Annotated in this window: 23 protein-coding genes; 17 read left to right on the forward strand and 6 right to left on the reverse strand. The window is 52.4% G+C overall.

All coding sequences use genetic code 11. The annotated features are described in order from the left end of the window. Nucleotides 1–85: 85 nt before the first annotated feature. The 11 genes from J1G48_RS15910 (at nt 86) to lipA (ending at nt 10,892) form a co-directional block, all read left to right on the forward strand. Nucleotides 86–694 carry an adenosylcobalamin/alpha-ribazole phosphatase gene (locus J1G48_RS15910; protein WP_001241922.1) on the forward strand — a complete coding sequence of 203 codons (609 nt, stop codon included), beginning with the start codon at nt 86–88 and terminating at the stop codon, nt 692–694. Between the two features lie 328 nt (nt 695–1,022). Beyond that, a complete protein-coding gene (rsfS, locus tag J1G48_RS15915) occupies nt 1,023–1,340 on the forward strand; it encodes a ribosome silencing factor (protein WP_001161670.1) in 318 nt (105 codons plus the stop codon). Between the two features lie 3 nt (nt 1,341–1,343). Continuing rightward, nucleotides 1,344–1,811: a 23S rRNA (pseudouridine(1915)-N(3))-methyltransferase RlmH gene (rlmH, locus tag J1G48_RS15920; RefSeq protein WP_000776107.1), complete on the forward strand. Its 468-nt coding sequence runs from the start codon at nt 1,344–1,346 to the stop codon at nt 1,809–1,811. A gap of 30 nt (nt 1,812–1,841) precedes the next feature. Beyond that, nucleotides 1,842–3,743, forward strand: coding sequence for a peptidoglycan DD-transpeptidase MrdA (gene mrdA, locus J1G48_RS15925; RefSeq protein ID WP_000828700.1), 1,902 nt, complete (start codon nt 1,842–1,844; stop codon nt 3,741–3,743). 2 nt (nt 3,744–3,745) lie between these two features. Beyond that, nucleotides 3,746–4,858, forward strand: a complete 1,113-nt coding sequence (gene mrdB / locus J1G48_RS15930) for a peptidoglycan glycosyltransferase MrdB (RefSeq protein WP_000131713.1) — start codon at nt 3,746–3,748, stop codon at nt 4,856–4,858. 10 nt (nt 4,859–4,868) lie between these two features. Further along, a complete protein-coding gene (gene rlpA / locus J1G48_RS15935) occupies nt 4,869–6,002 on the forward strand; it encodes an endolytic peptidoglycan transglycosylase RlpA (protein WP_001231306.1) in 1,134 nt (377 codons plus the stop codon). 140 nt (nt 6,003–6,142) lie between these two features. Next, entirely contained in the window at nt 6,143–7,354 is a 1,212-nt protein-coding gene (dacA, locus tag J1G48_RS15940; protein ID WP_000858711.1) for a D-alanyl-D-alanine carboxypeptidase DacA, read from the forward strand. 107 nt (nt 7,355–7,461) lie between these two features. Continuing rightward, nucleotides 7,462–7,725, forward strand: coding sequence for a DUF493 family protein YbeD (ybeD, locus tag J1G48_RS15945; protein WP_000850547.1), 264 nt, complete (start codon nt 7,462–7,464; stop codon nt 7,723–7,725). A 99-nt stretch (nt 7,726–7,824) separates the two neighbouring features. Further along, nucleotides 7,825–8,466, forward strand: a complete 642-nt coding sequence (gene lipB, locus J1G48_RS15950; protein ID WP_000284009.1) for a lipoyl(octanoyl) transferase LipB — start codon at nt 7,825–7,827, stop codon at nt 8,464–8,466. 301 nt (nt 8,467–8,767) lie between these two features. Beyond that, complete coding sequence (locus tag J1G48_RS15955; RefSeq protein WP_001282824.1) at nt 8,768–9,721, forward strand: YbeF family transcriptional regulator; 954 nt, start codon at nt 8,768–8,770, stop codon at nt 9,719–9,721. A gap of 205 nt (nt 9,722–9,926) precedes the next feature. Next, nucleotides 9,927–10,892 carry a lipoyl synthase gene (gene lipA / locus J1G48_RS15960; RefSeq protein ID WP_000042640.1) on the forward strand — a complete coding sequence of 322 codons (966 nt, stop codon included), beginning with the start codon at nt 9,927–9,929 and terminating at the stop codon, nt 10,890–10,892. Between the two features lie 85 nt (nt 10,893–10,977). On the opposite strand, the gene tatE is transcribed toward lipA, so the two are convergent. Both tatE and J1G48_RS15970 read right to left on the reverse strand, forming a co-directional pair. Beyond that, nucleotides 10,978–11,181: a twin-arginine translocase subunit TatE gene (gene tatE / locus J1G48_RS15965; protein ID WP_000503938.1), complete on the reverse strand. Its 204-nt coding sequence runs from the start codon at nt 11,179–11,181 to the stop codon at nt 10,978–10,980. A 128-nt stretch (nt 11,182–11,309) separates the two neighbouring features. Then, entirely contained in the window at nt 11,310–12,098 is a 789-nt protein-coding gene (locus tag J1G48_RS15970) for a deaminated glutathione amidase (RefSeq protein WP_000495782.1), read from the reverse strand. A 90-nt stretch (nt 12,099–12,188) separates the two neighbouring features. Between J1G48_RS15970 and crcB the strand changes: the two genes are divergently transcribed. Further along, on the forward strand, nt 12,189–12,572 hold the full coding sequence (gene crcB / locus J1G48_RS15975; RefSeq protein ID WP_000939753.1) for a fluoride efflux transporter CrcB: 384 nt from the start codon (nt 12,189–12,191) through the stop codon (nt 12,570–12,572). Nucleotides 12,573–12,629: 57 nt separating this feature from the next. Here crcB and cspE read toward each other — a convergent pair whose 3' ends face one another. Beyond that, entirely contained in the window at nt 12,630–12,839 is a 210-nt protein-coding gene (gene cspE, locus J1G48_RS15980) for a transcription antiterminator/RNA stability regulator CspE (RefSeq protein ID WP_000034826.1), read from the reverse strand. 187 nt (nt 12,840–13,026) lie between these two features. Beyond that, complete coding sequence (gene pagP / locus J1G48_RS15985) at nt 13,027–13,599, reverse strand: lipid IV(A) palmitoyltransferase PagP (RefSeq protein ID WP_000289055.1); 573 nt, start codon at nt 13,597–13,599, stop codon at nt 13,027–13,029. A 378-nt stretch (nt 13,600–13,977) separates the two neighbouring features. On the opposite strand from pagP, the gene dcuC reads away from it, so the two are divergent. Further along, nucleotides 13,978–15,363: an anaerobic C4-dicarboxylate transporter DcuC gene (gene dcuC, locus J1G48_RS15990; RefSeq protein ID WP_000958619.1), complete on the forward strand. Its 1,386-nt coding sequence runs from the start codon at nt 13,978–13,980 to the stop codon at nt 15,361–15,363. A 53-nt stretch (nt 15,364–15,416) separates the two neighbouring features. Here the strand turns inward: dcuC and dpiA are convergent, their stop codons facing one another. Next, nucleotides 15,417–16,097: a two-component response regulator DpiA gene (dpiA, locus tag J1G48_RS15995; RefSeq protein WP_000138786.1), complete on the reverse strand. Its 681-nt coding sequence runs from the start codon at nt 16,095–16,097 to the stop codon at nt 15,417–15,419. After that, nucleotides 16,066–17,727: a sensor histidine kinase DpiB gene (dpiB, locus tag J1G48_RS16000; RefSeq protein WP_000121823.1), complete on the reverse strand. Its 1,662-nt coding sequence runs from the start codon at nt 17,725–17,727 to the stop codon at nt 16,066–16,068. Before dpiB ends, dpiA begins: the two co-directional genes overlap by 32 nt. Before the next feature lie 384 nt (nt 17,728–18,111). Between dpiB and citC the strand changes: the two genes are divergently transcribed. From citC to citF, 4 genes are read left to right on the forward strand one after another with little or no spacing between them, the layout of a single operon-like run. Further along, a complete protein-coding gene (citC, locus tag J1G48_RS16005) occupies nt 18,112–19,188 on the forward strand; it encodes a [citrate (pro-3S)-lyase] ligase (RefSeq protein WP_000467872.1) in 1,077 nt (358 codons plus the stop codon). Next, nucleotides 19,185–19,481 carry a citrate lyase acyl carrier protein gene (gene citD / locus J1G48_RS16010; protein WP_000700679.1) on the forward strand — a complete coding sequence of 99 codons (297 nt, stop codon included), beginning with the start codon at nt 19,185–19,187 and terminating at the stop codon, nt 19,479–19,481. The genes citC and citD overlap by 4 nt, the downstream gene beginning before the upstream one ends. Continuing rightward, on the forward strand, nt 19,478–20,386 hold the full coding sequence (gene citE, locus J1G48_RS16015; protein ID WP_000622342.1) for a citrate (pro-3S)-lyase subunit beta: 909 nt from the start codon (nt 19,478–19,480) through the stop codon (nt 20,384–20,386). Before citD ends, citE begins: the two co-directional genes overlap by 4 nt. Before the next feature lie 9 nt (nt 20,387–20,395). After that, entirely contained in the window at nt 20,396–21,925 is a 1,530-nt protein-coding gene (citF, locus tag J1G48_RS16020; RefSeq protein WP_000192324.1) for a citrate lyase subunit alpha, read from the forward strand.

The following is a 21,925-nucleotide window of genomic DNA, read 5'->3' on the forward strand; positions in this document are numbered from 1 at the left end:
CCAAAAAACGCTATTTTAGTGAAAAAAACGTTGCGCAATCAGGGGCATTATCATGTTTTGCGCATTTAACCTCATGAGGAATACCATGCGATTGTGGCTGGTGCGTCATGGCGAAACCGAGGCCAATGTCGCCGGGTTGTATAGCGGACATGCTCCCACGCCGTTAACGGAAAAAGGGATTGGCCAGGCGAAAACGCTACATACTTTATTGCGCCACGCGCCATTTGACCGGGTGTTATGCAGCGAGCTGGAGCGCGCGCGCCATACCGCCCGGCTCGTACTGGAGGGCCGGGATGTGCCGCAACACATCTTACCTGAGCTTAATGAGATGTACTTTGGCGACTGGGAAATGCGCCATCACCGCGACCTCACCCATGAAGATGCCGAAAGCTATGCCGCCTGGTGTACGGACTGGCAGAATGCGGTTCCGACCAATGGCGAGGGTTTTCAGGCTTTTACCCGGCGCGTAGAGCGCTTTATCTCGCGACTCGACGCGTTTAGCGATTGCCAGAACCTGCTGATCGTCAGCCATCAGGGCGTACTCAGCCTGTTGATTGCCCGTCTGCTCGCAATGCCCGCCGCCTCGCTATGGCATTTCCGGGTAGAACAGGGATGCTGGAGCGCAATCGACATATGCGAAGGGTTCGCCACCCTGAAAGTATTAAATAGTCGTGCCGTCTGGCGGCCTGAGTGATGAATTTTCCGTTTTTTCTCGCCGCAGCGGTTTCGCCCATTGACAGCCCCCGACAGGCTGTTATTCTCCGCAGCCAGGCTTTTTTCACCTTGCAGAGCTTTGCAGAAATTGTTTTACAAAAATGGCGATGCTTTCTGTGACGTGGGATGGGATGATAATCTGGTTTTAAACGCCGATCCGGCGACATAAGTCCCGGTATCGCCGCTGATTCAGGTATACTACACGGCGTCCCGCCGGAAGGTTAGCGTTAACTCGCAACGCCTTACCGGTCCAGCCTGTTGGCCTTTTTTCTATCGTTATAACGCAATTATTCACCCAGGGGGAAAACTTGCAGGGTAAAGCACTCCAGGATTTTGTTATCGACAAAATTGATGACCTGAAAGGTCAGGACATCATCGCCTTAGATGTTCAGGGTAAATCCAGTATCACCGACTGTATGATTATTTGTACCGGCACCTCCAGCCGTCACGTTATGTCTATTGCCGACCACGTGGTGCAGTCGTCGCGCGCGGCCGGTATGCTGCCATTGGGCGTCGAAGGCGAAAATGCGGCTGACTGGATTGTCGTCGATTTGGGCGATGTGATTGTGCATGTCATGCAGGAAGAAAGTCGCCGCCTGTATGAACTGGAAAAACTCTGGAGTTAATGCGTGAAGCTGCAACTTGTCGCTGTCGGCACGAAGATGCCCGACTGGGTTCAAACGGGATTTACGGAATATCTGCGTCGTTTTCCGAAAGATATGCCCTTTGAGCTGATCGAAATCCCTGCGGGCAAACGCGGCAAGAACGCGGATATCAAACGCATTCTCGACAAAGAGGGCGAGCAGATGCTGGCCGCCGCCGGTAAGAATCGCATTGTTACCCTGGATATTCCAGGCAAGCCGTGGGATACGCCGCAGTTAGCCAATGAGCTGGAGCGCTGGAAACAGGACGGGCGCGACGTCAGTTTGCTGATTGGCGGCCCGGAAGGATTATCTCCCGCCTGCAAAGCGGCAGCGGAACAGAGCTGGTCGCTCTCGGCGTTAACGCTCCCTCACCCGCTGGTTCGAGTTCTGGTTGCGGAGAGTTTGTACCGGGCGTGGAGCATCACAACCAACCACCCTTATCACCGTGAGTGATCGTGAAGTCTTGAGAAGATTAAGCAGCGGATGAAACGACAAAATTCTTTTCGTGACTATACGGCTGAGTCCGCACTGTTTGTGCGTCGGGCGCTGGTCGCCTTTTTGGGTATTTTGCTGCTGACCGGCGTACTGATCGCCAATTTGTATAATCTGCAAATCCTTCGTTTTACCGATTACCAGACCCGCTCGAACGAAAACCGTATCAAGCTGGTGCCAATTGCGCCAAGCCGCGGGATAATCTACGACCGTAACGGCATTCCCCTTGCGCTGAACCGCACTATCTATCAGATTGAAATGATGCCGGAAAAGGTGGATAACGTTCAGCAAACGCTGGATGCGCTACGCAGTGTGGTCGATTTAAACGACGACGATATCGCCGCCTTTAAAAAAGAGCGCGCCCGATCCCATCGCTTTACTTCTATTCCGGTGAAAACAAACCTGACGGAAGTTCAGGTCGCGCGCTTTGCCGTCAACCAGTACCGTTTTCCGGGCGTCGAAGTCAAAGGCTATAAACGCCGCTATTATCCATACGGATCGGCGCTGACCCACGTTATCGGCTACGTATCGAAAATCAATGATAAAGACGTCGAGCGTCTCGACAGAGAAAACAAACTGGCGAACTACGCCGCCACCCATGACATCGGCAAGCTGGGCATTGAGCGCTACTATGAAGATATTCTGCATGGGCAAACCGGTTATGAAGAGGTTGAAGTCAACAACCGCGGTCGCGTTATTCGCCAACTCAAAGAGGTGCCGCCGCAGGCCGGACACGATATCTACCTGACGCTGGATCTCAAGCTCCAGCAGTATATTGAAACGCTGCTGGCAGGCAGTCGCGCGGCGGTGATTGTCACCGATCCGCGTACCGGCGGCGTGCTATCGCTGGTCTCCATGCCAAGTTACGACCCTAACCTTTTCGTGGATGGCATCTCCAGCAAAGATTATTCCGGGCTTCTTAACGACCCGAACACGCCATTAGTGAACCGCGCGACTCAGGGTGTCTACCCACCTGCTTCTACCGTTAAGCCTTACGTCGCCGTATCGGCGTTAAGCGCTGGCGTCATCACCCGTAACACCAGTCTTTTCGACCCTGGCTGGTGGCAGTTGCCGGGGTCTGAGAAACGTTATCGCGACTGGAAAAAATGGGGCCACGGGCATCTGAATATCACCAAATCCCTTGAAGAGTCGGCGGATACCTTCTTCTATCAGGTTGCCTATGATATGGGGATCGATCGCCTGTCAGAATGGATGGGTAAGTTCGGCTATGGTCACTACACCGGAATTGATCTCGCAGAAGAGCGCTCTGGTAATATGCCGACCCGCGAGTGGAAACAGAAACGCTTTAAAAAACCGTGGTATCAGGGCGATACGATTCCGGTGGGCATCGGCCAGGGTTACTGGACAGCGACGCCGATTCAGATGAGTAAGGCGCTGATGATCCTTATTAACGACGGTGTAGTTAAAGTCCCGCACCTGTTAATGAGCACCGCGGAAAACGGTAAACAGGTGCCGTGGGTACAGCCGCATGAGCCGCCGGTGGGCGATATTCACTCCGGCTACTGGGAAATTGCGAAAGATGGCATGTATGGCGTCGCCAACCGCCCTAACGGCACAGCGCATAAATATTTTGCCAGCGCGCCCTATAAAATCGCGGCGAAGTCGGGCACCGCGCAGGTCTTTGGCCTGAAGGCCAACGAAACGTACAATGCGCATAAAATCGCCGAGCGCCTGCGCGACCATAAATTAATGACCGCCTTTGCGCCGTATAACAATCCCCAGGTCGCCGTCGCGATCATCCTTGAAAACGGCGGTGCAGGCCCGGCAGTAGGCACAATCATGCGCCAAATCCTTGATCACATCATGCTGGGCGACAACAACACCCATTTGCCTGCGGAAAACCCGGTGGTTGCAGCGGCGGAGGACCAATAATCATGACGGATAATCCGAACAAAAAAACCTTCTGGGATAAAATTCATATCGATCCCACGATGCTACTCATTCTGCTGGCGTTACTGGTTTACAGCGCGTTGGTCATCTGGAGCGCCAGCGGCCAGGACATCGGCATGATGGAGCGTAAAATCGGTCAGATTGCGATGGGGCTGGTGGTCATGGTGGTGATGGCGCAGATCCCGCCGCGCGTGTATGAAGGCTGGGCGCCCTATCTTTATATCATTTGTATCATTTTGCTGGTCGCCGTTGATGCCTTCGGCGCAATATCCAAAGGCGCGCAGCGCTGGCTCGATCTGGGAATCGTTCGCTTTCAGCCTTCGGAAATAGCCAAAATCGCCGTGCCGCTGATGGTCGCCCGCTTTATTAACCGTGACGTCTGCCCGCCCTCGCTGAAAAATACCGCCATCGCCCTGGTATTAATCTTTATGCCTACCCTGCTGGTCGCCGCCCAGCCGGACCTGGGGACGTCTATTCTGGTCGCCCTTTCCGGTCTCTTTGTCCTATTTTTGTCTGGCCTGAGCTGGCGCTTAATTGGGGTCGCCATTGTATTGATCGCTGCGTTTATTCCTATTTTGTGGTTTTTCCTGATGCACGATTACCAACGCCAGCGCGTCATGATGCTCCTTGATCCGGAGACCGATCCGCTGGGCGCGGGCTATCATATTATTCAGTCTAAAATCGCCATTGGCTCAGGCGGCCTGCGCGGTAAAGGCTGGCTCCACGGCACCCAGTCGCAGCTGGAGTTTTTACCCGAACGCCATACCGACTTTATTTTCGCGGTACTGGCGGAAGAGCTCGGTCTGGTGGGCATCCTGATTCTGCTCGCGCTCTATATTTTGCTAATAATGCGCGGTCTGTGGATTGCCGCCAGAGCGCAAACTACATTTGGTCGCGTGATGGCTGGCGGATTAATGTTAATATTATTCGTTTATGTCTTCGTAAATATTGGTATGGTGAGCGGTATTCTGCCTGTGGTTGGAGTACCTTTACCCCTGGTCAGCTACGGGGGCTCCGCACTGATTGTGCTGATGGCCGGGTTCGGGATTGTGATGTCGATCCACACCCACAGAAAAATGTTGTCGAAAAGCGTATAAGGGGTGCGCAATGCGTAAGCAGTTGCCTGTAATCTGCGTCGCGGCAGGGATAGTACTACTCGCGGCATGTACTAATGACGGCGGTCAGCAGCAAACCACCGTCGCGCCGCAACCTGCGGTATGTAATGGTCCGACTGTGGAAATCAGCGGAGCGGAACCGCGTTATGAACCTCTGAATCCGACCGCAAACCAGGATTATCAACGTGACGGTAAAAGTTATAAAATCGTTCAGGACCCGTCCCGCTTTAGCCAGGCTGGCCTGGCCGCTATTTATGATGCGGAACCCGGCAGTAATTTAACCGCCTCCGGGGAGATGTTCGATCCGATGCAGCTTACCGCCGCCCATCCGACACTGCCTATCCCCAGCTATGCGCGAATCACCAACCTGGCCAACGGTCGCATGATCGTCGTGCGTATTAACGATCGCGGCCCCTATGGCACCGATCGGGTCATCTCCCTGTCCCGCGCGGCGGCGGATCGTCTGAATACCTCGAATAATACTAAAGTACGGATTGACCCTATTATCGTGGCGCCGGATGGTTCGCTCTCCGGCCCGGGGATGGCCTGTACGACGGTGGCGAAACAGACCTACGCTCTGCCCCCGCGCCCTGATTTAAGCGGCGGAATGGGAAGCGCCTCTTCAGCGCCTGCGCAACCGCAAGGCGACGTTCTTCCGGTCAGTAATTCCACGTTGAAAAGTGACGATACCACCGGTGCGCCGGTGAGCAGTAGCGGCTTCCTCGGCGCGCCGACTACGCTGGCGCCTGGCGTGCTGGAGAGTAATGAACCGACGCCGACACCACAGACAGCGCCGGTTTCCGCGCCGGTGACGGCTCCAGCGACTGCGACGCCGGTAAGCGCGCCTGCTGCCGCGGCCCCGGTATCTGCCCCGGTGAGTGCGCCAGCCGCCGCGGCGAGCGGTCGTTTCGTCGTCCAGGTCGGCGCCGTCAGCGATCAAACGCGCGCGCAGCAGTACCAACAGCGTTTAAGCCAGCAGTTCAGCGTACCAGGGCGCGTAATACAAAACGGCGCGGTCTGGCGTATTCAACTGGGGCCTTTTGCCAGTAAAGCCGAAGCCAGCGCGTTACAGCAACGTTTGCAAACAGAAGCACAATTACAGTCCTTTATCGCCAGCGCGCAGTAACCGATCGCAGGTATCTGTACTGTCAATTTCTGTAAATGACATTAACAAAGTCACGCGGAAAGTCAGATGCCTGCCAGTTATGCTTTTGCTATAGTAGGGCTCTTTTTTTTAATTTCATCACGGACGTCGTAGTTCAGACCATGAAGACCACTTTTTCCGCTCGTTTTATGCAGCGCATGGCGCTCACCACGGCGCTTTGTGCCGCGTTTATCTCAACCGCACATGCCGATGACCTGAATATCAAAACTATGATCCCGGGCGTTCCGCAGATCGATGCGGAATCCTACATCCTGATCGACTACAACTCCGGCAAAGTTCTGGCGGAACAAAACGCCGACGAACGTCGCGACCCGGCTAGTCTGACGAAGATGATGACCAGTTACGTCATCGGACAGGCAATGAAAGCGGGTAAATTTAAAGAAACCGACCTGGTTACCGTCGGTAATGACGCCTGGGCCACCGGCAATCCGGTATTTAAAGGTTCCTCGCTGATGTTCCTCAAGCCGGGAATGCAGGTACCGGTCTCTCAGTTGATACGCGGCATCAATCTGCAATCCGGCAATGACGCCTGTGTGGCGATGGCTGATTTCGCCGCCGGTAGCCAGGATGCTTTCGTCGGGCTGATGAACAGCTATGTGAACGCGTTGGGGCTGAAAAATACCCACTTCCAGACCGTACACGGCCTGGACGCCGACGGACAATACAGTTCAGCTCGCGATATGGCGCTGATTGGTCAGGCGTTAATTCGCGATGTGCCGAACGAATATGCCGTTTATAAAGAAAAAGAGTTCACCTTTAACGGCATTCGCCAGCTAAACCGTAACGGTCTGCTGTGGGATAACAGCCTGAATGTGGACGGCATCAAAACCGGCCATACCAGCAAAGCGGGCTATAATCTGGTCGCTTCCGCAACCGAAGGTCAGATGCGATTGATTTCCGCCGTGATGGGCGGACGGACCTATAAAGGCCGTGAAACAGAAAGCAAAAAACTGCTGACGTGGGGCTTCCGTTTCTTTGAAACCGTTAATCCGCTGAAGGCTGGTAAAGAGTTCGCCTCTGAACCCGCCTGGTTTGGTAATACCGATCGCGCCTCGCTGGGCGTTGATAAAGACGTTTACCTGACGATCCCTCGCGGTCGCATGAAAGATTTGAAAGCGAGCTATGTACTGAATACCGCAGAACTGCACGCGCCGCTGCAGAAAAACCAGGTGGTTGGCACTATCAACTTCCAGCTGGACGGTAAAACCATCGAGCAGCGTCCGCTGGTCGTACTGCAAGAGATCCCGGAAGGGAACTTCTTCGGTAAAATCATTGATTACATTAAATTAATGTTCCATCACTGGTTTGGATAAAAATTGAACGCTTGAAAGTGTGATTTTCGTCCCCATATACTATGCATCAGTAAAACTCCCGCCCTGTGGCGGGAGTTGTTATTTTTTTACGTAATGCCGGAGCTGACATGAAAACCAAACTTAACGAACTGCTTGAATTCCCTACGCCATTTACTTACAAAGTAATGGGGCAGGCGTTACCTGAGCTGGTTGATCAGGTGGTTGAAGTGGTACAGCGCCATGCGCCTGGTGATTACTCTCCGACGGTAAAACCGAGCAGCAAAGGCAACTACCACTCGGTCTCTATCACCATTAATGCCACCCATATTGAACAGGTTGAAACGCTGTACGAAGAACTGGGCAATATTGATATCGTGCGAATGGTATTGTAATACATCCAGACGGTTACCCGGTCTTATCCGGGTAACTCCCCGCCTCCCCCGCTGTGATATACTTTCCTCTCTTTTTTCATTCTCTACGGAGATGCCGTTTTGTATCAGGATAAAATCCTTGTCCGCCAGCTCGGCCTTCAGCCCTATGAAGCTATCTCTCAGGCCATGCATAACTTTACCGATATGCGCGATGAAAACAGCCATGATGAAATCTGGTTGGTTGAGCATTACCCGGTGTTTACCCAGGGCCAGGCCGGTAAAGCGGAACATATATTGATGCCTGGCGATATTCCCGTTGTGCAGAGCGATCGTGGAGGACAGGTGACCTATCATGGTCCGGGCCAACAGGTAATGTACGTTTTACTTAACCTGAAACGACGTAAACTGGGCGTGCGTGATTTAGTCACCCTACTTGAACAGACCGTGGTGAATACGCTGGCTGAAATTGGTATTGAGGCGCATCCGCGCGCCGATGCGCCGGGCGTCTACGTGGGTGAAAAGAAAATCTGCTCGCTGGGTTTACGTATCCGTCGCGGCTGCTCATTCCACGGTTTAGCGCTAAACGTTAACATGGATCTTTCTCCTTTCCTGCGTATCAACCCGTGTGGTTATGCCGGCATGGAAATGGCTAAAATAACGCAGTGGAAGGAAGACGCTACCACGGATAATATTGCGCCCCGCTTGCTGGCGAATATTTTAGCTCTGCTAAATAATCCACCGTATGAATATATTGCTGCTTAATGCGTAAAATATAATGGCCCAAGAAATTTATGGGTCATTAATCATATATGATTTGAATGCTTTACTTCTCCCCCCGCTTTCTATATTTTCGTTATATCCCTGCTGTAGCCGCCAGGCGGCATGGCCTCTTCAGTCCTCATGATGAGGAATTTTCCGTGAACAAAATCCCGGCCTTGCTGTTACTTATCTTATTGAAATGACTAAAAATACATTCATAAGAGTAATTTTAAAACCAACTCATAAATGCAAAATATACTATTTCATCTATTATTCATAATACGAATGAATTCGGAGCCAGAGCGTGAGTGATAATAATCAGGCAGAAAGACAACCGGCCGATCAACACCTACAAGACAAACCGCAAATTTTCAGAACACTGAGAAATATTGACCTCAATCTGTTGACGATTTTCGAGGCCGTATATGTCCATAAAGGGATCGTCAATGCAGCGAAAATTCTTAACCTGACGCCGTCAGCCATCAGCCAGTCCATTCAAAAATTACGGACTATATTTCCCGATCCGCTGTTTATTCGCAAAGGCCAGGGCGTAACGCCCACGACGTATGCTACGCATCTGCACGAATACATCAGCCAGGGGCTGGAATCTATTCTTGGCGCCCTGGATCTTACGGGCAGCTATGATAAGCAACGCACCATTACAATTGGCACGACGCCTTCGGTCGGCGCGCTAGTGATGCCGGTTATTTACCAGGCCATCAGGCCGCGTTATCCTCAGCTTTTGCTGCGCAACATTCCGGTAGACGATGCCGAAAGCCAGCTTAGTCAGTTTCAGACCGATCTCATTATCAATACCCATAGCTATAACAACCGGAGCATCCAGCATCACGTCCTGTTTAGCGATACGCTTGAGATTGTCTGCCGCCAGCATCACCCGTGTCTGGCGAACGCCATTACTGAAGAGAGACTGAACAGCGCGGATCACACCTTTCTGATGCTGGAGGGACAACATCTTTCCCTGCTGCGCCAGCGACTGCAGGAGACATTTCCCGATCAGCAAATCAGTTTTAGCAGCTACAATATTTTTACCATTGCCTCGCTGATCGCCAGCAGCGATCTGCTGGGACTGATGCCCACCCGCTTCTACGACTTATTTAGCCGTTGCTGGCCGCTTGAACGCCTTCCCTACGCGCCGGTGAATAGTGAACAGGTCGAGTTCTCGCTGCATTACAATAAACTGAGTCTGCGCGATCCGGTGCTGGAGAACGTCATTGATATCATCCGTGAGGCGTTCTGACAAAAATGTTGCATTCAGGTCACGGAAGATATGGGCAAACAGCACAAAACAACAACTATTTTACATTTTGCCGGGCTGTCAGGCTGCTTTATGGCCCTTATCAATGATATACTGCGTGTCACAAATTCAAAAATAGTTGATAAATACAACTTTCCCTTGAATTGAAACGCTTTCCTTCGTTATTCGCAACTGGAACACGCACGCTATGAGTAAACCCATTGTGATGGAACGCGGTGTAAAATACCGCGATGCCGATAAGATGGCTCTTATCCCGGTTAAAAATGTGGTCACAGAGCGCGACGCTCTACTACGTAAACCGGAATGGATGAAAATAAAACTTCCGGCGGATTCTACCCGTATCCAGGGCATCAAAGCCGCAATGCGCAAAAATGGCCTGCATTCTGTCTGCGAGGAAGCGTCTTGCCCAAACCTGGCTGAATGTTTCAACCACGGTACCGCTACGTTTATGATCCTTGGCGCCATTTGCACTCGCCGCTGTCCGTTCTGTGATGTCGCCCATGGCCGCCCCGTTGCGCCGGATGCGGAAGAGCCGCAGAAACTGGCGCAAACGATCGCCGACATGGCGCTACGCTATGTGGTCATCACCTCTGTCGACCGTGACGATCTGCGTGACGGCGGTGCCCAGCATTTTGCTGACTGCATCACTGCCATCCGTGCCAAAAGCCCGGAGATAAAAATAGAGACGCTGGTGCCAGACTTCCGTGGACGTATGGATCGCGCGCTGGATATCCTTAACGCGACGCCGCCGGATGTGTTTAACCACAACCTGGAAAACGTGCCGCGTATTTACCGCCAGGTTCGTCCGGGCGCCGATTACAACTGGTCGCTGAAATTACTGGAACGCTTCAAAGAAGCGCACCCGGAAATTCCGACAAAATCGGGTCTGATGGTGGGCTTAGGCGAAACCAATGCGGAAATCATTGAGGTTATGCGCGACTTACGCCGTCACGGCGTTACCATGCTGACGCTTGGTCAGTATCTACAGCCAAGCCGCCATCACCTGCCGGTACAGCGTTATGTCAGCCCGGAAGAGTTTGACGAGATGAAAGCGGAAGCTCTGGCGATGGGCTTTACCCATGCCGCCTGTGGCCCCTTTGTACGTTCTTCGTACCATGCTGATCTCCAGGCCAAAGGCATGGAAGTGAAATGATCGTGTAATAGACGCTTACATTTCAGGCAAAAAAAACCGGCAACTCGCCGGTTTTTTTACTCTGCGGAGCAAGCGCATCGCGCTATTACTCTTTGTGCGAGAGTTTTTCAGCCTGAACGCTACCGTCGACGTCTTTCTTAACGCCCGCGTCTTCATCGTTCATTGCTTTCTTGAATCCTTTAATCGCCGTGCCCAGGTCTCCGCCCAGCGTACGTAACTTCTTGGTACCAAACAGCAGAACAACCAGTGCGGCAACCACCAGCAGTTTGGTAATACTAATCTCACCCATAGATACCTTCTTCACTAAAAACAGGCTGCGTAACGCGCCGGATTAACCTGAGAATATTAACGGTCTTTCGACGCGCGCACACAATAGCAATCTGTAACAAGGTGAATCAAGCTTTGCGTAAAAAAACATCATAATAATTGCGGTGGCGCAAATCGTCGTTGCTGCAAAAGAGGAAGTTGCTCCCGCACCTGATCTATTCGTTCTCTGAATATTTCCGCGACGATCAGCGCCGGACGATCGGCTGCCGCGGCTATCGTTACCCCCAACGGATCGATAATACGACTTTGACCAATATTACGATTACCACACTCCCCGGCCGCAATCATATAGCAGGTGGTATCCAGCGCTCTCGCCGCCAGCAGCGTCGACCACTGCTGCTCTTTCAACGGGCCGCGAACCCAGCCCGTCGGCAGCGCCAATACGTCAGCCCCCTGTAAAGCCAGCGCTAACGCCATGTCAGGAAAGCGCAGGTCATAACAGGTCATAAGCCCCACCTTAACCCCCTCCACGTCCAGCACAGGCGCGATAACGGTTCCGGCATCAATACTTTGGGATTCTTGCATCGAAAACGCATCATAGAGATGCAGCTTCGCGTAACGCGCGACAATGTGACCCGCCCGTAGCGCCACCAGCATATTAACCGCCCGTCCAGGCGTTGACGGGACAAGGATAGTGAATATCGTCGTCATATTATTATGAGCGCTTTCTTCCAGAAGCCGCGTCATAAACGCGCCATCCAGCGGCTGCGCGGCGCGAATCGGCAGGTCAAGGTCGATGTCATTTCGCGCTAATATCCCCTCAGGCAACACCAGAAGCGATACGCCGCGGCCCGCCGCCTGAGCCATTAACGAAACGCAAACTTGCGCATTCTCTTCCCATACAGAACTCACCACAAACTGCCCGGCTGCAACGAACATATCCCCTCCCACACCTCTGTCAGGACTCGCCAATTATGCGTGTTCGGCGTTACACTCCTCTTGTATAGCAATTAAATAAAGGATTCGGCAGTGTTACAGCTTCTTTTAGCAGTTTTTATTGGCGGTGGAACGGGGAGCGTAGCCCGGTGGATGCTCAGTATGCGTTTTAATCCGCTTCATCAGGCGATTCCCATCGGTACGCTAACAGCAAATTTGCTTGGCGCGTTTATTATCGGCATGGGGTTCGCCTGGTTTAACCGCATGACACATATCGATCCGATGTGGAAAGTGCTCATTACGACCGGCTTTTGCGGCGGCCTGACGACCTTTTCTACTTTTTCTGCCGAAGTGGTATTCTTGCTGCAAGAGGGGCGCTTTGGCTGGGCGCTGCTGAATGTGCTGATTAACCTGTTGGGTTCGTTTGCCATGACGGCGCTGGCATTCTGGCTATTTTCCGCCGCAGCGGCGCGTTAAGCGCAAAAAAAACCCGCCGAAAGGGCGGGTTTTGAAATCTTGCTGTCGGACGTATGCTTACAGAGCAGTTACGTTTGCAGCGGAAGGGCCTTTGGCACCGTTAGTGATTTCGAACTCTACGCGCTGACCTTCAGCCAGAGTTTTAAAACCATTGGTCTGGATTGCAGAGAAGTGTACGAACACGTCTTTGCTGCCATCTTCCGGAGTAATGAAACCGAATCCTTTGGATTCATTAAACCACTTAACGTTACCTTTAATCTTAGACATCAAAATTACCTTTACATGAAAAATAGACACAAATGCTGTGTCGGATACCAGTACAACAATTGTGATGCATTTTGTCCAGTCGAACTTTGCGAAAAAGTGATAAATATCGCGTTAATTTTTAACTAACCCTATCTACTTATTGTTTTTTAAGGCTTTTTAATTCACAACAGAACAATGCCCTTCTCCGTCAAAACTGGAAACGCATCCAGGCAAAATAGACGTTTCCGTTGTTATACGAACCCGGAATGTAGGTCATCTGAAAGGTAGCGGGACCATAGCCTATCGATGCTAAAGGCAACAGCACAGGGATGGGAATATAATTCCAGTTGTCGCGCGCGGTAACGCCTGCGGTAAAGCCCAGTCCCAGACGAAAATTATCGTCTTCCAGCGGTCGCCAGGTTTTTTCCCAGCCATAACCGCCTATGGGTTCCCATTTGTTAAATGAATCTTTAAAGGCCATCATATAGAGGCCATGCCAGTTGCCTTTATCGTCCCAGCGCGACTGACCAAAACCAACGCCCCACGGCCGCTCGTTATAGCGATCCGTTTTCTCTTTATCGTAGGCAAAGCGCGCATGCCAGGTAATGGCGGGGACATACAAATCATAATGCTCAGGCTGTCGCCACGTTTCTGCGACGTTATCGGTAAACGTGTTAAACCACCCTTTATCCGCCGCAGAGACTGAAGGAATAGCCAGCCATGGCATAACAAGGAGAGCAATAATAAGAAAATACTTTCTGATGATCATCGCAACATACATACCGTTCAAAAATTCGACTGTGATAATAACAACATTAACCTGAATAAAATCTTAACAAACTATAAACAGAGAATAATCTGAGAGAGTATCGGGTTAACGGCGTTTGATTTAGCACTCAGAACCGTCACGCGCTCCTTAATAAGCTTTCACAAAAAACACAAAACAAAGCACAACAAATAAAACAATAAAATAACAATAAATTAATACTTATAGCACTACAGAAAATTCGTATAAACATATTTCATCTTTAGTGATGACATGAAAAAATAACCGCGCCGTGATTTTAATCAGTAAGGCGCCATCCTTTATTCGGTACATTTTTATACCACTTTTGTGGTTCTTATTTTTACTCTGGGTGTCGATAAGACAGGGGAAACAATGCTAACAGTTATAGAGCTCCTTATCGGAGTCGTCGTTATTGTGGGTGTAGCACGCTACATCATTAAGGGATATTCCGCCACTGGCGTTTTATTTGTCGGCGGTCTGGTTCTGCTTATTATCAGCGCGCTGATGGGGCATAAGGTATTACCTGCCAGCGAAACCAGTACCGGCTATACCGCAACAGATATTGTTGAATACATCAAAATTTTGCTTATGAGTCGCGGCGGCGATCTTGGCATGATGATCATGATGCTATGCGGCTTTGCCGCCTATATGACGCATATCGGCGCGAATGATATGGTCGTGAAGCTGGCGTCGAAACCTTTACAGTACATAAACTCGCCCTACCTGTTGATGATTGCCGCCTATTTTGTCGCCTGCCTGATGTCGCTGGCCGTCTCTTCCGCGACGGGGCTTGGCGTACTGCTCATGGCTACTCTCTTCCCGGTGATGGTCAACGTCGGCATTAGCCGCGGCGCGGCGGCGGCTATTTGCGCCTCTCCGGCCGCCATCATCCTCTCGCCAACGTCTGGCGATGTGGTTTTAGCCGCAAAAGCGGCGGAGATGCCATTAATCGATTTCGCGTTCAAAACCACGCTGCCGATTTCCATCGCCGCCATTATCGGTATGGCGATTGCGCATTTTTTCTGGCAACGCTATCTGGATAAAAAAGAGAACATTTCACATGAGATGCTGGACGTGGCGGAGATTACCACCACGGCCCCGGCGTTTTATGCCCTTTTGCCGTTCACGCCCATTATCGGCGTACTGATTTTTGACGGTAAATGGGGGCCGCAGTTGCACATTATTACCATTCTGGTGATCTGTATGCTGCTGGCCGCCGTGCTGGAATTCGTGCGCGGCTTCAACACGCAAAATGTGTTTTCCGGCCTGGAAGTGGCTTATCGCGGCATGGCGGATGCGTTTGCCGGCGTCGTGATGCTGCTGGTCGCGGCGGGCGTTTTCGCCCAGGGGCTGAGCACCATTGGCTTTATCCAAAGCCTGATCTCGATTGCCACTTCTTTTGGTTCCGCCAGCATTATTCTGATGCTGGTATTAGTGATTTTAACCATGCTGGCCGCGATGACCACCGGTTCAGGCAATGCGCCTTTTTACGCCTTTGTTGAGATGATCCCTAAACTGGCGCACTCCTCCGGCATCAACCCAGCCTATTTATCTATCCCAATGCTGCAAGCCTCAAACCTGGGGCGCACGATTTCGCCGGTCTCCGGCGTCGTGGTCGCTGTCGCCGGGATGGCTAAAATATCACCGTTTGAAGTGGTGAAGCGCACGTCCGTTCCGGTCATCGTCGGTCTGTTGATCGTCATTATCGCCACGGAAATTATGGTGCCAGGCGCCTCTTCCGCCGTTACTGGCGGCTGATAGACCGTAAGCCGGGGCGAGGGAAAACATCGCCCCGGCATCTTAAACCAGGCTTAGCCGCCGTGGTAAATACGCTGCGGCCTGCCCACTTTGCCATGAATAATCTCTGCGACAATCAGGTGCCGACTCGCGCAATATTCCAGGTAGCGTCGGGATGTGGTGCGGCTTATCGTTAAGGCCTGCGCGACCGTTTCAGCCGTATGGCGTACGGTTGGATCGGCAAACAGCTTCATCACCGCATTAAGGGTTAAGGCATCAATACCGGTCGGCAAATCCCCTTTCGGTTCGCCGCGCGCATAGGCGTTGAACATTTCATCTATCTGCTTCTGACTTGCGCTATCCGCGCTCGCCAGCATACGTCTGCGCTGTTGATAGCGGGTCAGCGTCTGCCCCAAACGCTCATAAGCAATAGGTTTGACCAGATAATCAAACGCACCGCTACGTACCGCTTCCGCTACCGTCTCCATGTCACTGGCGGCGGTCGTAAACACGACGCCGCCGGGATAGCGCGACTGCATTAATTCATGCAGCAGCGTAATCCCCTTCCCATCCGGCAGATAATTATCTAACAGAATTAATCCAGGTTTGAACCGGTCAATCATCATTCTCGCCTGCGCCAGATTGCCCGCCAGCCATATCTGGTTAAAGCCAGGAATATGGCGGATATATTCTGCGTGCATCTCCGCCAGCAGCGTTTCATCCTCAACGATCAATAGGGTTAATGGTTCTGTCATCGTTTTTTTTCACTTTCGGAAGGAATAAAGAAAATAAGGTGCCACAAGGATCATTGTCTTCCAGCGTAATGACCCCGCCACAGCGCCCCACATAACTTGCAATCAGATATAACCCGATACCATGCTCACCGGGTTCGTCGGTTCGGGTACTTACGCCCTGTTCAAAAATTTTTTCCCGCAGCGCTTCAGGAACGCCGCAGCCCTGGTCGGCGACCTCTATCACCACCTCGTCGCCCTCGTCGCTCAGGAAAAGTTCGATGGTATTGTCGCCTTCCTGTGTACGCAAACTCGCCTCAAACGCGTTATCCAGCAGATTCCCGACGATGGCGGCGAACTCCGTGCTATCCAGCCCCTCCGGCAGTTGATGTAGCTGGCTGCCGGGAACAATCACCATCTTGAGCCCCAGTTCACGCGCGCGCTGAACTTTGCCAAACAGCAAACCGGCCACCTGACGATCGGCGAAGGCGCCGCGTAAACTATCAATAAGTTGCTGCTGCGCCTGCGATTCGCCCTGCACCATCTCTCTGACCCGATCATACTCTTTCATTTGCAGCAGGCCGTTCAGAGTCGACATCCAGTTCAGGTGCTCATGGCGTAGCGTGCGCAGGCTCTCAACATACTGTTTAATCTGGGTTAGCTGCGCGTTCAACGTCGCGATTTCATCTTTGCTGCGAAAACTAATAATAGCGCCCAGCAGCTCCTCGCCGGAACGGATAGCCTCACGATTGGCGATGACGCTCAGGCCATTGAAGTTGGCCATCACGTCCTGGCGTCTTTCTGCGATCTGGCAGGTAAAAAAGTCTGCCGGATTGACGACTTCCGCGATCAGCTTGCCCAGCCACTGACGCCCCGGCGACGGCAGCCCCAACATTTTTCTCGCACTGCGGTTAATCGCGGTAATATGTCCCTCCGGATCAACGGCGATCAGCCCTTCATAAACCGAGCTAAACAACGCCTCCTGCTGGCGTACCACGCGCGCAATCTGTTTCGGCTCCATGCCCAGCATTTGTCGGCGGATATGCGCGGCGAAAAACCAGGAAAGCAGCATTAATACCACCAGCAACAGGACAAAAACCCCCGCCATCGGTAATAAGAAGTCCAGCCGCCAGGAGTCGATTTTACTGACCAGATAGCCAATTGAAACAACGCCGATCACGTTGCCTTTGTTGTCAAAGATAGGCGTTTTGGCGCGCATCGCCATCCCTATTGAGCCCTTACCGGTAATGAAATAACTTTCTCCTCTTTCCAGCGCGCCGGGTTTCGTAAACTGCATGGGATAGCCGATTTTTTCCGGATTCGGATGGTAAAGCCGGATCGAGTGGCGATCGCCTATCACCACATAGTCAAAATCCGTCCCGCGCTGCAGTTTATTCGCAATTATCGCCAGGCGTTTATAGTCCCGGTTTTTTACGGCAGCGATAATGCTGTCGTTAGAAGCAATAATTTTTGCCTGATTCATCGCCATATCACGAACATGGGACGCCAGATAATCTTCGAAACTGGCAGACAAATATTGTGCTAACGCTGCCACGATGAAAACAGAAACCACCAGAATGAGCAGAAAAATACGTAACGGAAACGCGAGTTGCCGAAAAAAAGGAAACAGCTTTTTATTTTTCTGATAGGACATTAAGGTTCCTTATGGGCATTTTTCTTCAGATTTATCGCAAATGTAATAAAAATGTTTTCAGCATCTTGATGCATATAAAAACCAATCGTTACAGATTCCCCACATTAAATCAATTAAACAACTAAAACCCACCGCCGGAATGGCGATTAAATTAATTAAAAAACTTAAAACCATAAAACACTTAAAAACCATCTAACGCTTTGTGAAATAAATCAAAATTTACCACCAAAATACTCCTTACGATGTATACGTCAGAGAGAAAAATAAATAACTCGTCATAAAAAAACTCCCACTCTGACTGAAAAGAAAAAGTTATCAAGTTGCAACACAGCGCAACATATACAGAAAAGTGGCAACAAGCATATCACCAGGATATTTCTTACTATGTTTGGCAATAATGTATTCACTCGGGTAAAACGCTCTGAAAATAAAAAAATGGCGGAGATCGCTCACTTTCTCAAAGAGAATGATTTAAGCGTCGATACCACTGTAGAAGTGTTTATTACCGTCAGCCGTGATGACCGTCTTATTGCCTGCGGCGGTATTGCCGGAAATATCATTAAATGCGTGGCCATTAGCGAATCAGTACGCGGCGAAGGCTTAGCGTTAACGCTGGCGACGGAATTGATTAATCTCGCCTGGGAGCGGCACTGCACCCATCTTTTTATTTATACCAAAACGGAATACGAAGCGCTGTTTAAACAGTGCAGCTTTTCGACGATAGCCAGCGTCCCTGGCGTAATGGTCTTAATGGAAAATAGCGCGACCCGGTTGAAACGGTATGCGGAATCGCTGGCGACATTGCGTCATGAGGGAAAGAAAATTGGCTGTATTGTGATGAACGCCAATCCTTTCACGCACGGCCATCGCTATCTGATCCAACAGGCGGCGGCACAGTGCGACTGGCTGCATCTGTTCCTGGTCAAAGAAGATACATCACGCTTTCCCTATGAAGACCGACTCGATCTGGTTCTTAAAGGGACCACCGATATCCCGCGCTTAACCGTTCACCGCGGCTCCGAATACATTATTTCTCGGGCGACGTTCCCCTGCTATTTCATTAAAGAGCAGAGCGTCATTAATCACTGTTATACCGAAATCGACCTGAAGATTTTTCGCCAGTATCTGGCGCCCGCGCTTGGCATCACACACCGCTTTGTCGGTACGGAACCGTTTTGCACCGTTACCGCCCAGTACAACCTTGATATGCGTTTCTGGCTGGAGACGCCAACGCTTCCCGCCCCACCCATTACGCTGGTGGAAATAGAGCGGCTTTGCTTCCAGGAGACGCCGATATCCGCCTCCTGGGTACGCAAGCTGCTGGTTAAACACGATCTCACGGCTATCGCGCCGCTGGTTCCCGACGCCACCCTGCGCTATTTGCAGGGCATGGTCGAACGCCATCCGGGCAGCGCGGCAGCCCGTCAAAAGTCCCCCGTCTTAGCAACAGGTGAAAAATGAAAATAAACCAGCTAGCCGTCGCAGGCACGCTTGAGTCCGGCGATGTGATGATACGCATTGCGCCGCTCGATACGCAGGATATTGACCTGCAAATCAACAGTAGCGTTGAAAAACAGTTTGGCGAGGCCATTCGCGCCACCATCCTGGAGGTGCTTTCTCGCTACGACGTGCGCGGCGTACAACTGAACGTCGATGATAAAGGCGCTCTGGACTGCATTTTGCGCGCCCGACTGGAAACGCTACTGGCGCGCGCCAGCGGTATTGCCGCTCTGCCCTGGGAGGATCGCCAATGATTTCCGCCTCTCTGCAACAACGTAAAACCCGCACCCGCCGCAGTATGTTATTCGTACCGGGCGCCAACGCGGCGATGGTGAGCAATTCGTTTATCTACCCGGCCGACGCGCTGATGTTCGACCTGGAAGACTCCGTTGCATTACGCGAAAAAGATGCGGCGCGCCGTCTGGTATATCACGCGCTGCAACACCCGCTTTACCGTGACGTCGAAACCATTGTCCGCGTGAATGCGCTGGATTCCGAATGGGGCGTCAACGATCTGGAAGCGGTCGTGCGCGGCGGCGCGGACGTGGTGCGTTTACCGAAAACCGACACCGCGCAGGACGTCATTGATATCGAAAACGAAATTCTGCGCATTGAAAACGCCTGCGGTCGCGAACCGGGCAGTACCGGCCTGTTAGCTGCCGTGGAATCGCCGCTGGGTATTACCCGCGCGGTAGAAATCGCCCACGCCTCTGAACGGTTGATCGGGATTGCGCTGGGCGCGGAAGACTATGTTCGCAACCTGCGCACCGAACGCTCTCCGGAAGGCACCGAACTGCTGTTCGCCCGCTGCGCCATTTTGCAGGCCGCGCGTTCCGCCGGCATTCAGGCCTTCGATACCGTCTATTCCGACGCCAACAACGAAGCCGGTTTCCTGCAAGAAGCCGCCCACATTAAACAGTTGGGCTTTGACGGTAAGTCACTGATCAACCCCCGCCAGATCGAACTGCTGCACAACCTTTATGCGCCGACGCGTAAAGAGGTCGCCCATGCGCGTCTGGTCGTTGAAGCCGCAGAAGCCGCCGCCCGCGAAGGTCTCGGCGTCGTTTCCCTTAACGGCAAGATGGTCGACAGCCCGGTGATTGAACGCGCCCGTCTGGTGCTCTCCCGTGCAGAACTTTCCGGTATTCGCGAAGAATAAGGCAAAAAAATGACGCAGAAAAATGAATCTCAACGCCAGGATCGCGTAGCAGCCTGGAGCCGTCACGCTGAAAGCGAACTGAGCGCTTACCAAAGTGCGGCAAAATTGGATCTACAAGCGCAAAAACCGCGCGACCACAAACTGTGCGCCAGCCTGGAAGAGGCCATCCGCCGTTCCGGTTTACGCGACGGCATGACGCTCTCTTTTCACCACGCGTTTCGCGGCGGCGATCTGACGATTAACCTGGTGATGGAAACCATCGCGAAGATGGGCTTCAAAAATCTGACCCTGGCCTCCAGCTCGCTGAGCGACTGCCACGCGCCGCTGGTTGAACACATTCGTAACGGGGTGGTCAGCCGCATCTACACGTCAGGCCTGCGCGGCCCGCTGGCGGAAGAAATTTCTCGCGGCCTGCTGGCTGAGCCGGTTCAGATTCACTCCCACGGCGGTCGTGTACATCTGGTACAAAGCGGCGAACTCAACATTGATGTTGCGTTTCTTGGCGTGCCCTCCTGCGATGAATTCGGTAATGCTAATGGTTATACCGGCAAGGCCTGTTGCGGTTCACTGGGCTACGCGATGGTGGATGCCGACAGCGCGAAGCAGGTCGTGATGCTGACGGAGCAACTGCTGCCGTATCCGCATAACCCGGCAAGCATCGCTCAGGATCAGGTTGATCTGATCGTGCAAATCGAAGAAGTCGGTGATGCAAACAAAATCGGCGCTGGCGCGACCCGCATGACCACTAATCCGCGTGAACTGCTGATCGCCCGCAGCGCGGCGGAAGTCATTGCTCACTCCGGCTACTTCAACGAAGGTTTCTCCCTGCAAACCGGCACCGGCGGCGCATCGCTGGCGGTCACCCGCTTCCTGGAAGACAAAATGCGTAGCCGCAACATTGTGGCTAATTTCGCGCTGGGCGGTATCACCGCCACCATGGTCGACCTGCATGAAAAGGGCTTAATCCGCAAACTGCTTGACGTGCAGAGCTTCGATCGTAACGCTGCGCAATCTTTGGCCCGCAACCCGAACCATATCGAAATCAGCGCTAACCAGTACGCCAACTGGGGCTCTAAAGGTGCTTCCGTCGACCGTCTGGACGTGGTGGTGCTGAGCGCGCTGGAAGTAGACACCCACTTCAATGTTAACGTGCTGACCGGCTCCGACGGCGTTCTACGCGGCGCGTCCGGCGGCCACTGCGATACCGCCGTCGCGGCGGCGCTGTCCATCATCGTCGCGCCGCTGGTGCGCGGTCGCATCCCAACGCTGGTTGATAACGTCACCACCTGCGTCACACCAGGCTCCAGCGTCGACATTCTGGTCACCGATCACGGTATCGCCGTCAACCCGGCGCGTCCGGAGCTGGCTGAACGACTGCAAGCAGCGGGAATGAAAGTGGTATCGATTGAGTGGCTGCGCGAACGCGCGCAACTGCTTACCGGTCAGCCCCGCCCTATCGAATTCACCGACCGCGTGATTGCTGTCGTGCGTTATCGCGACGGTTCAGTGATCGATGTGGTGCATCAGGTGAAGGAATAA

Source organism: Salmonella sp. SAL-020, assembly GCF_017372215.1.
Lineage (GTDB): Bacteria > Pseudomonadota > Gammaproteobacteria > Enterobacterales > Enterobacteriaceae > Salmonella > Salmonella enterica.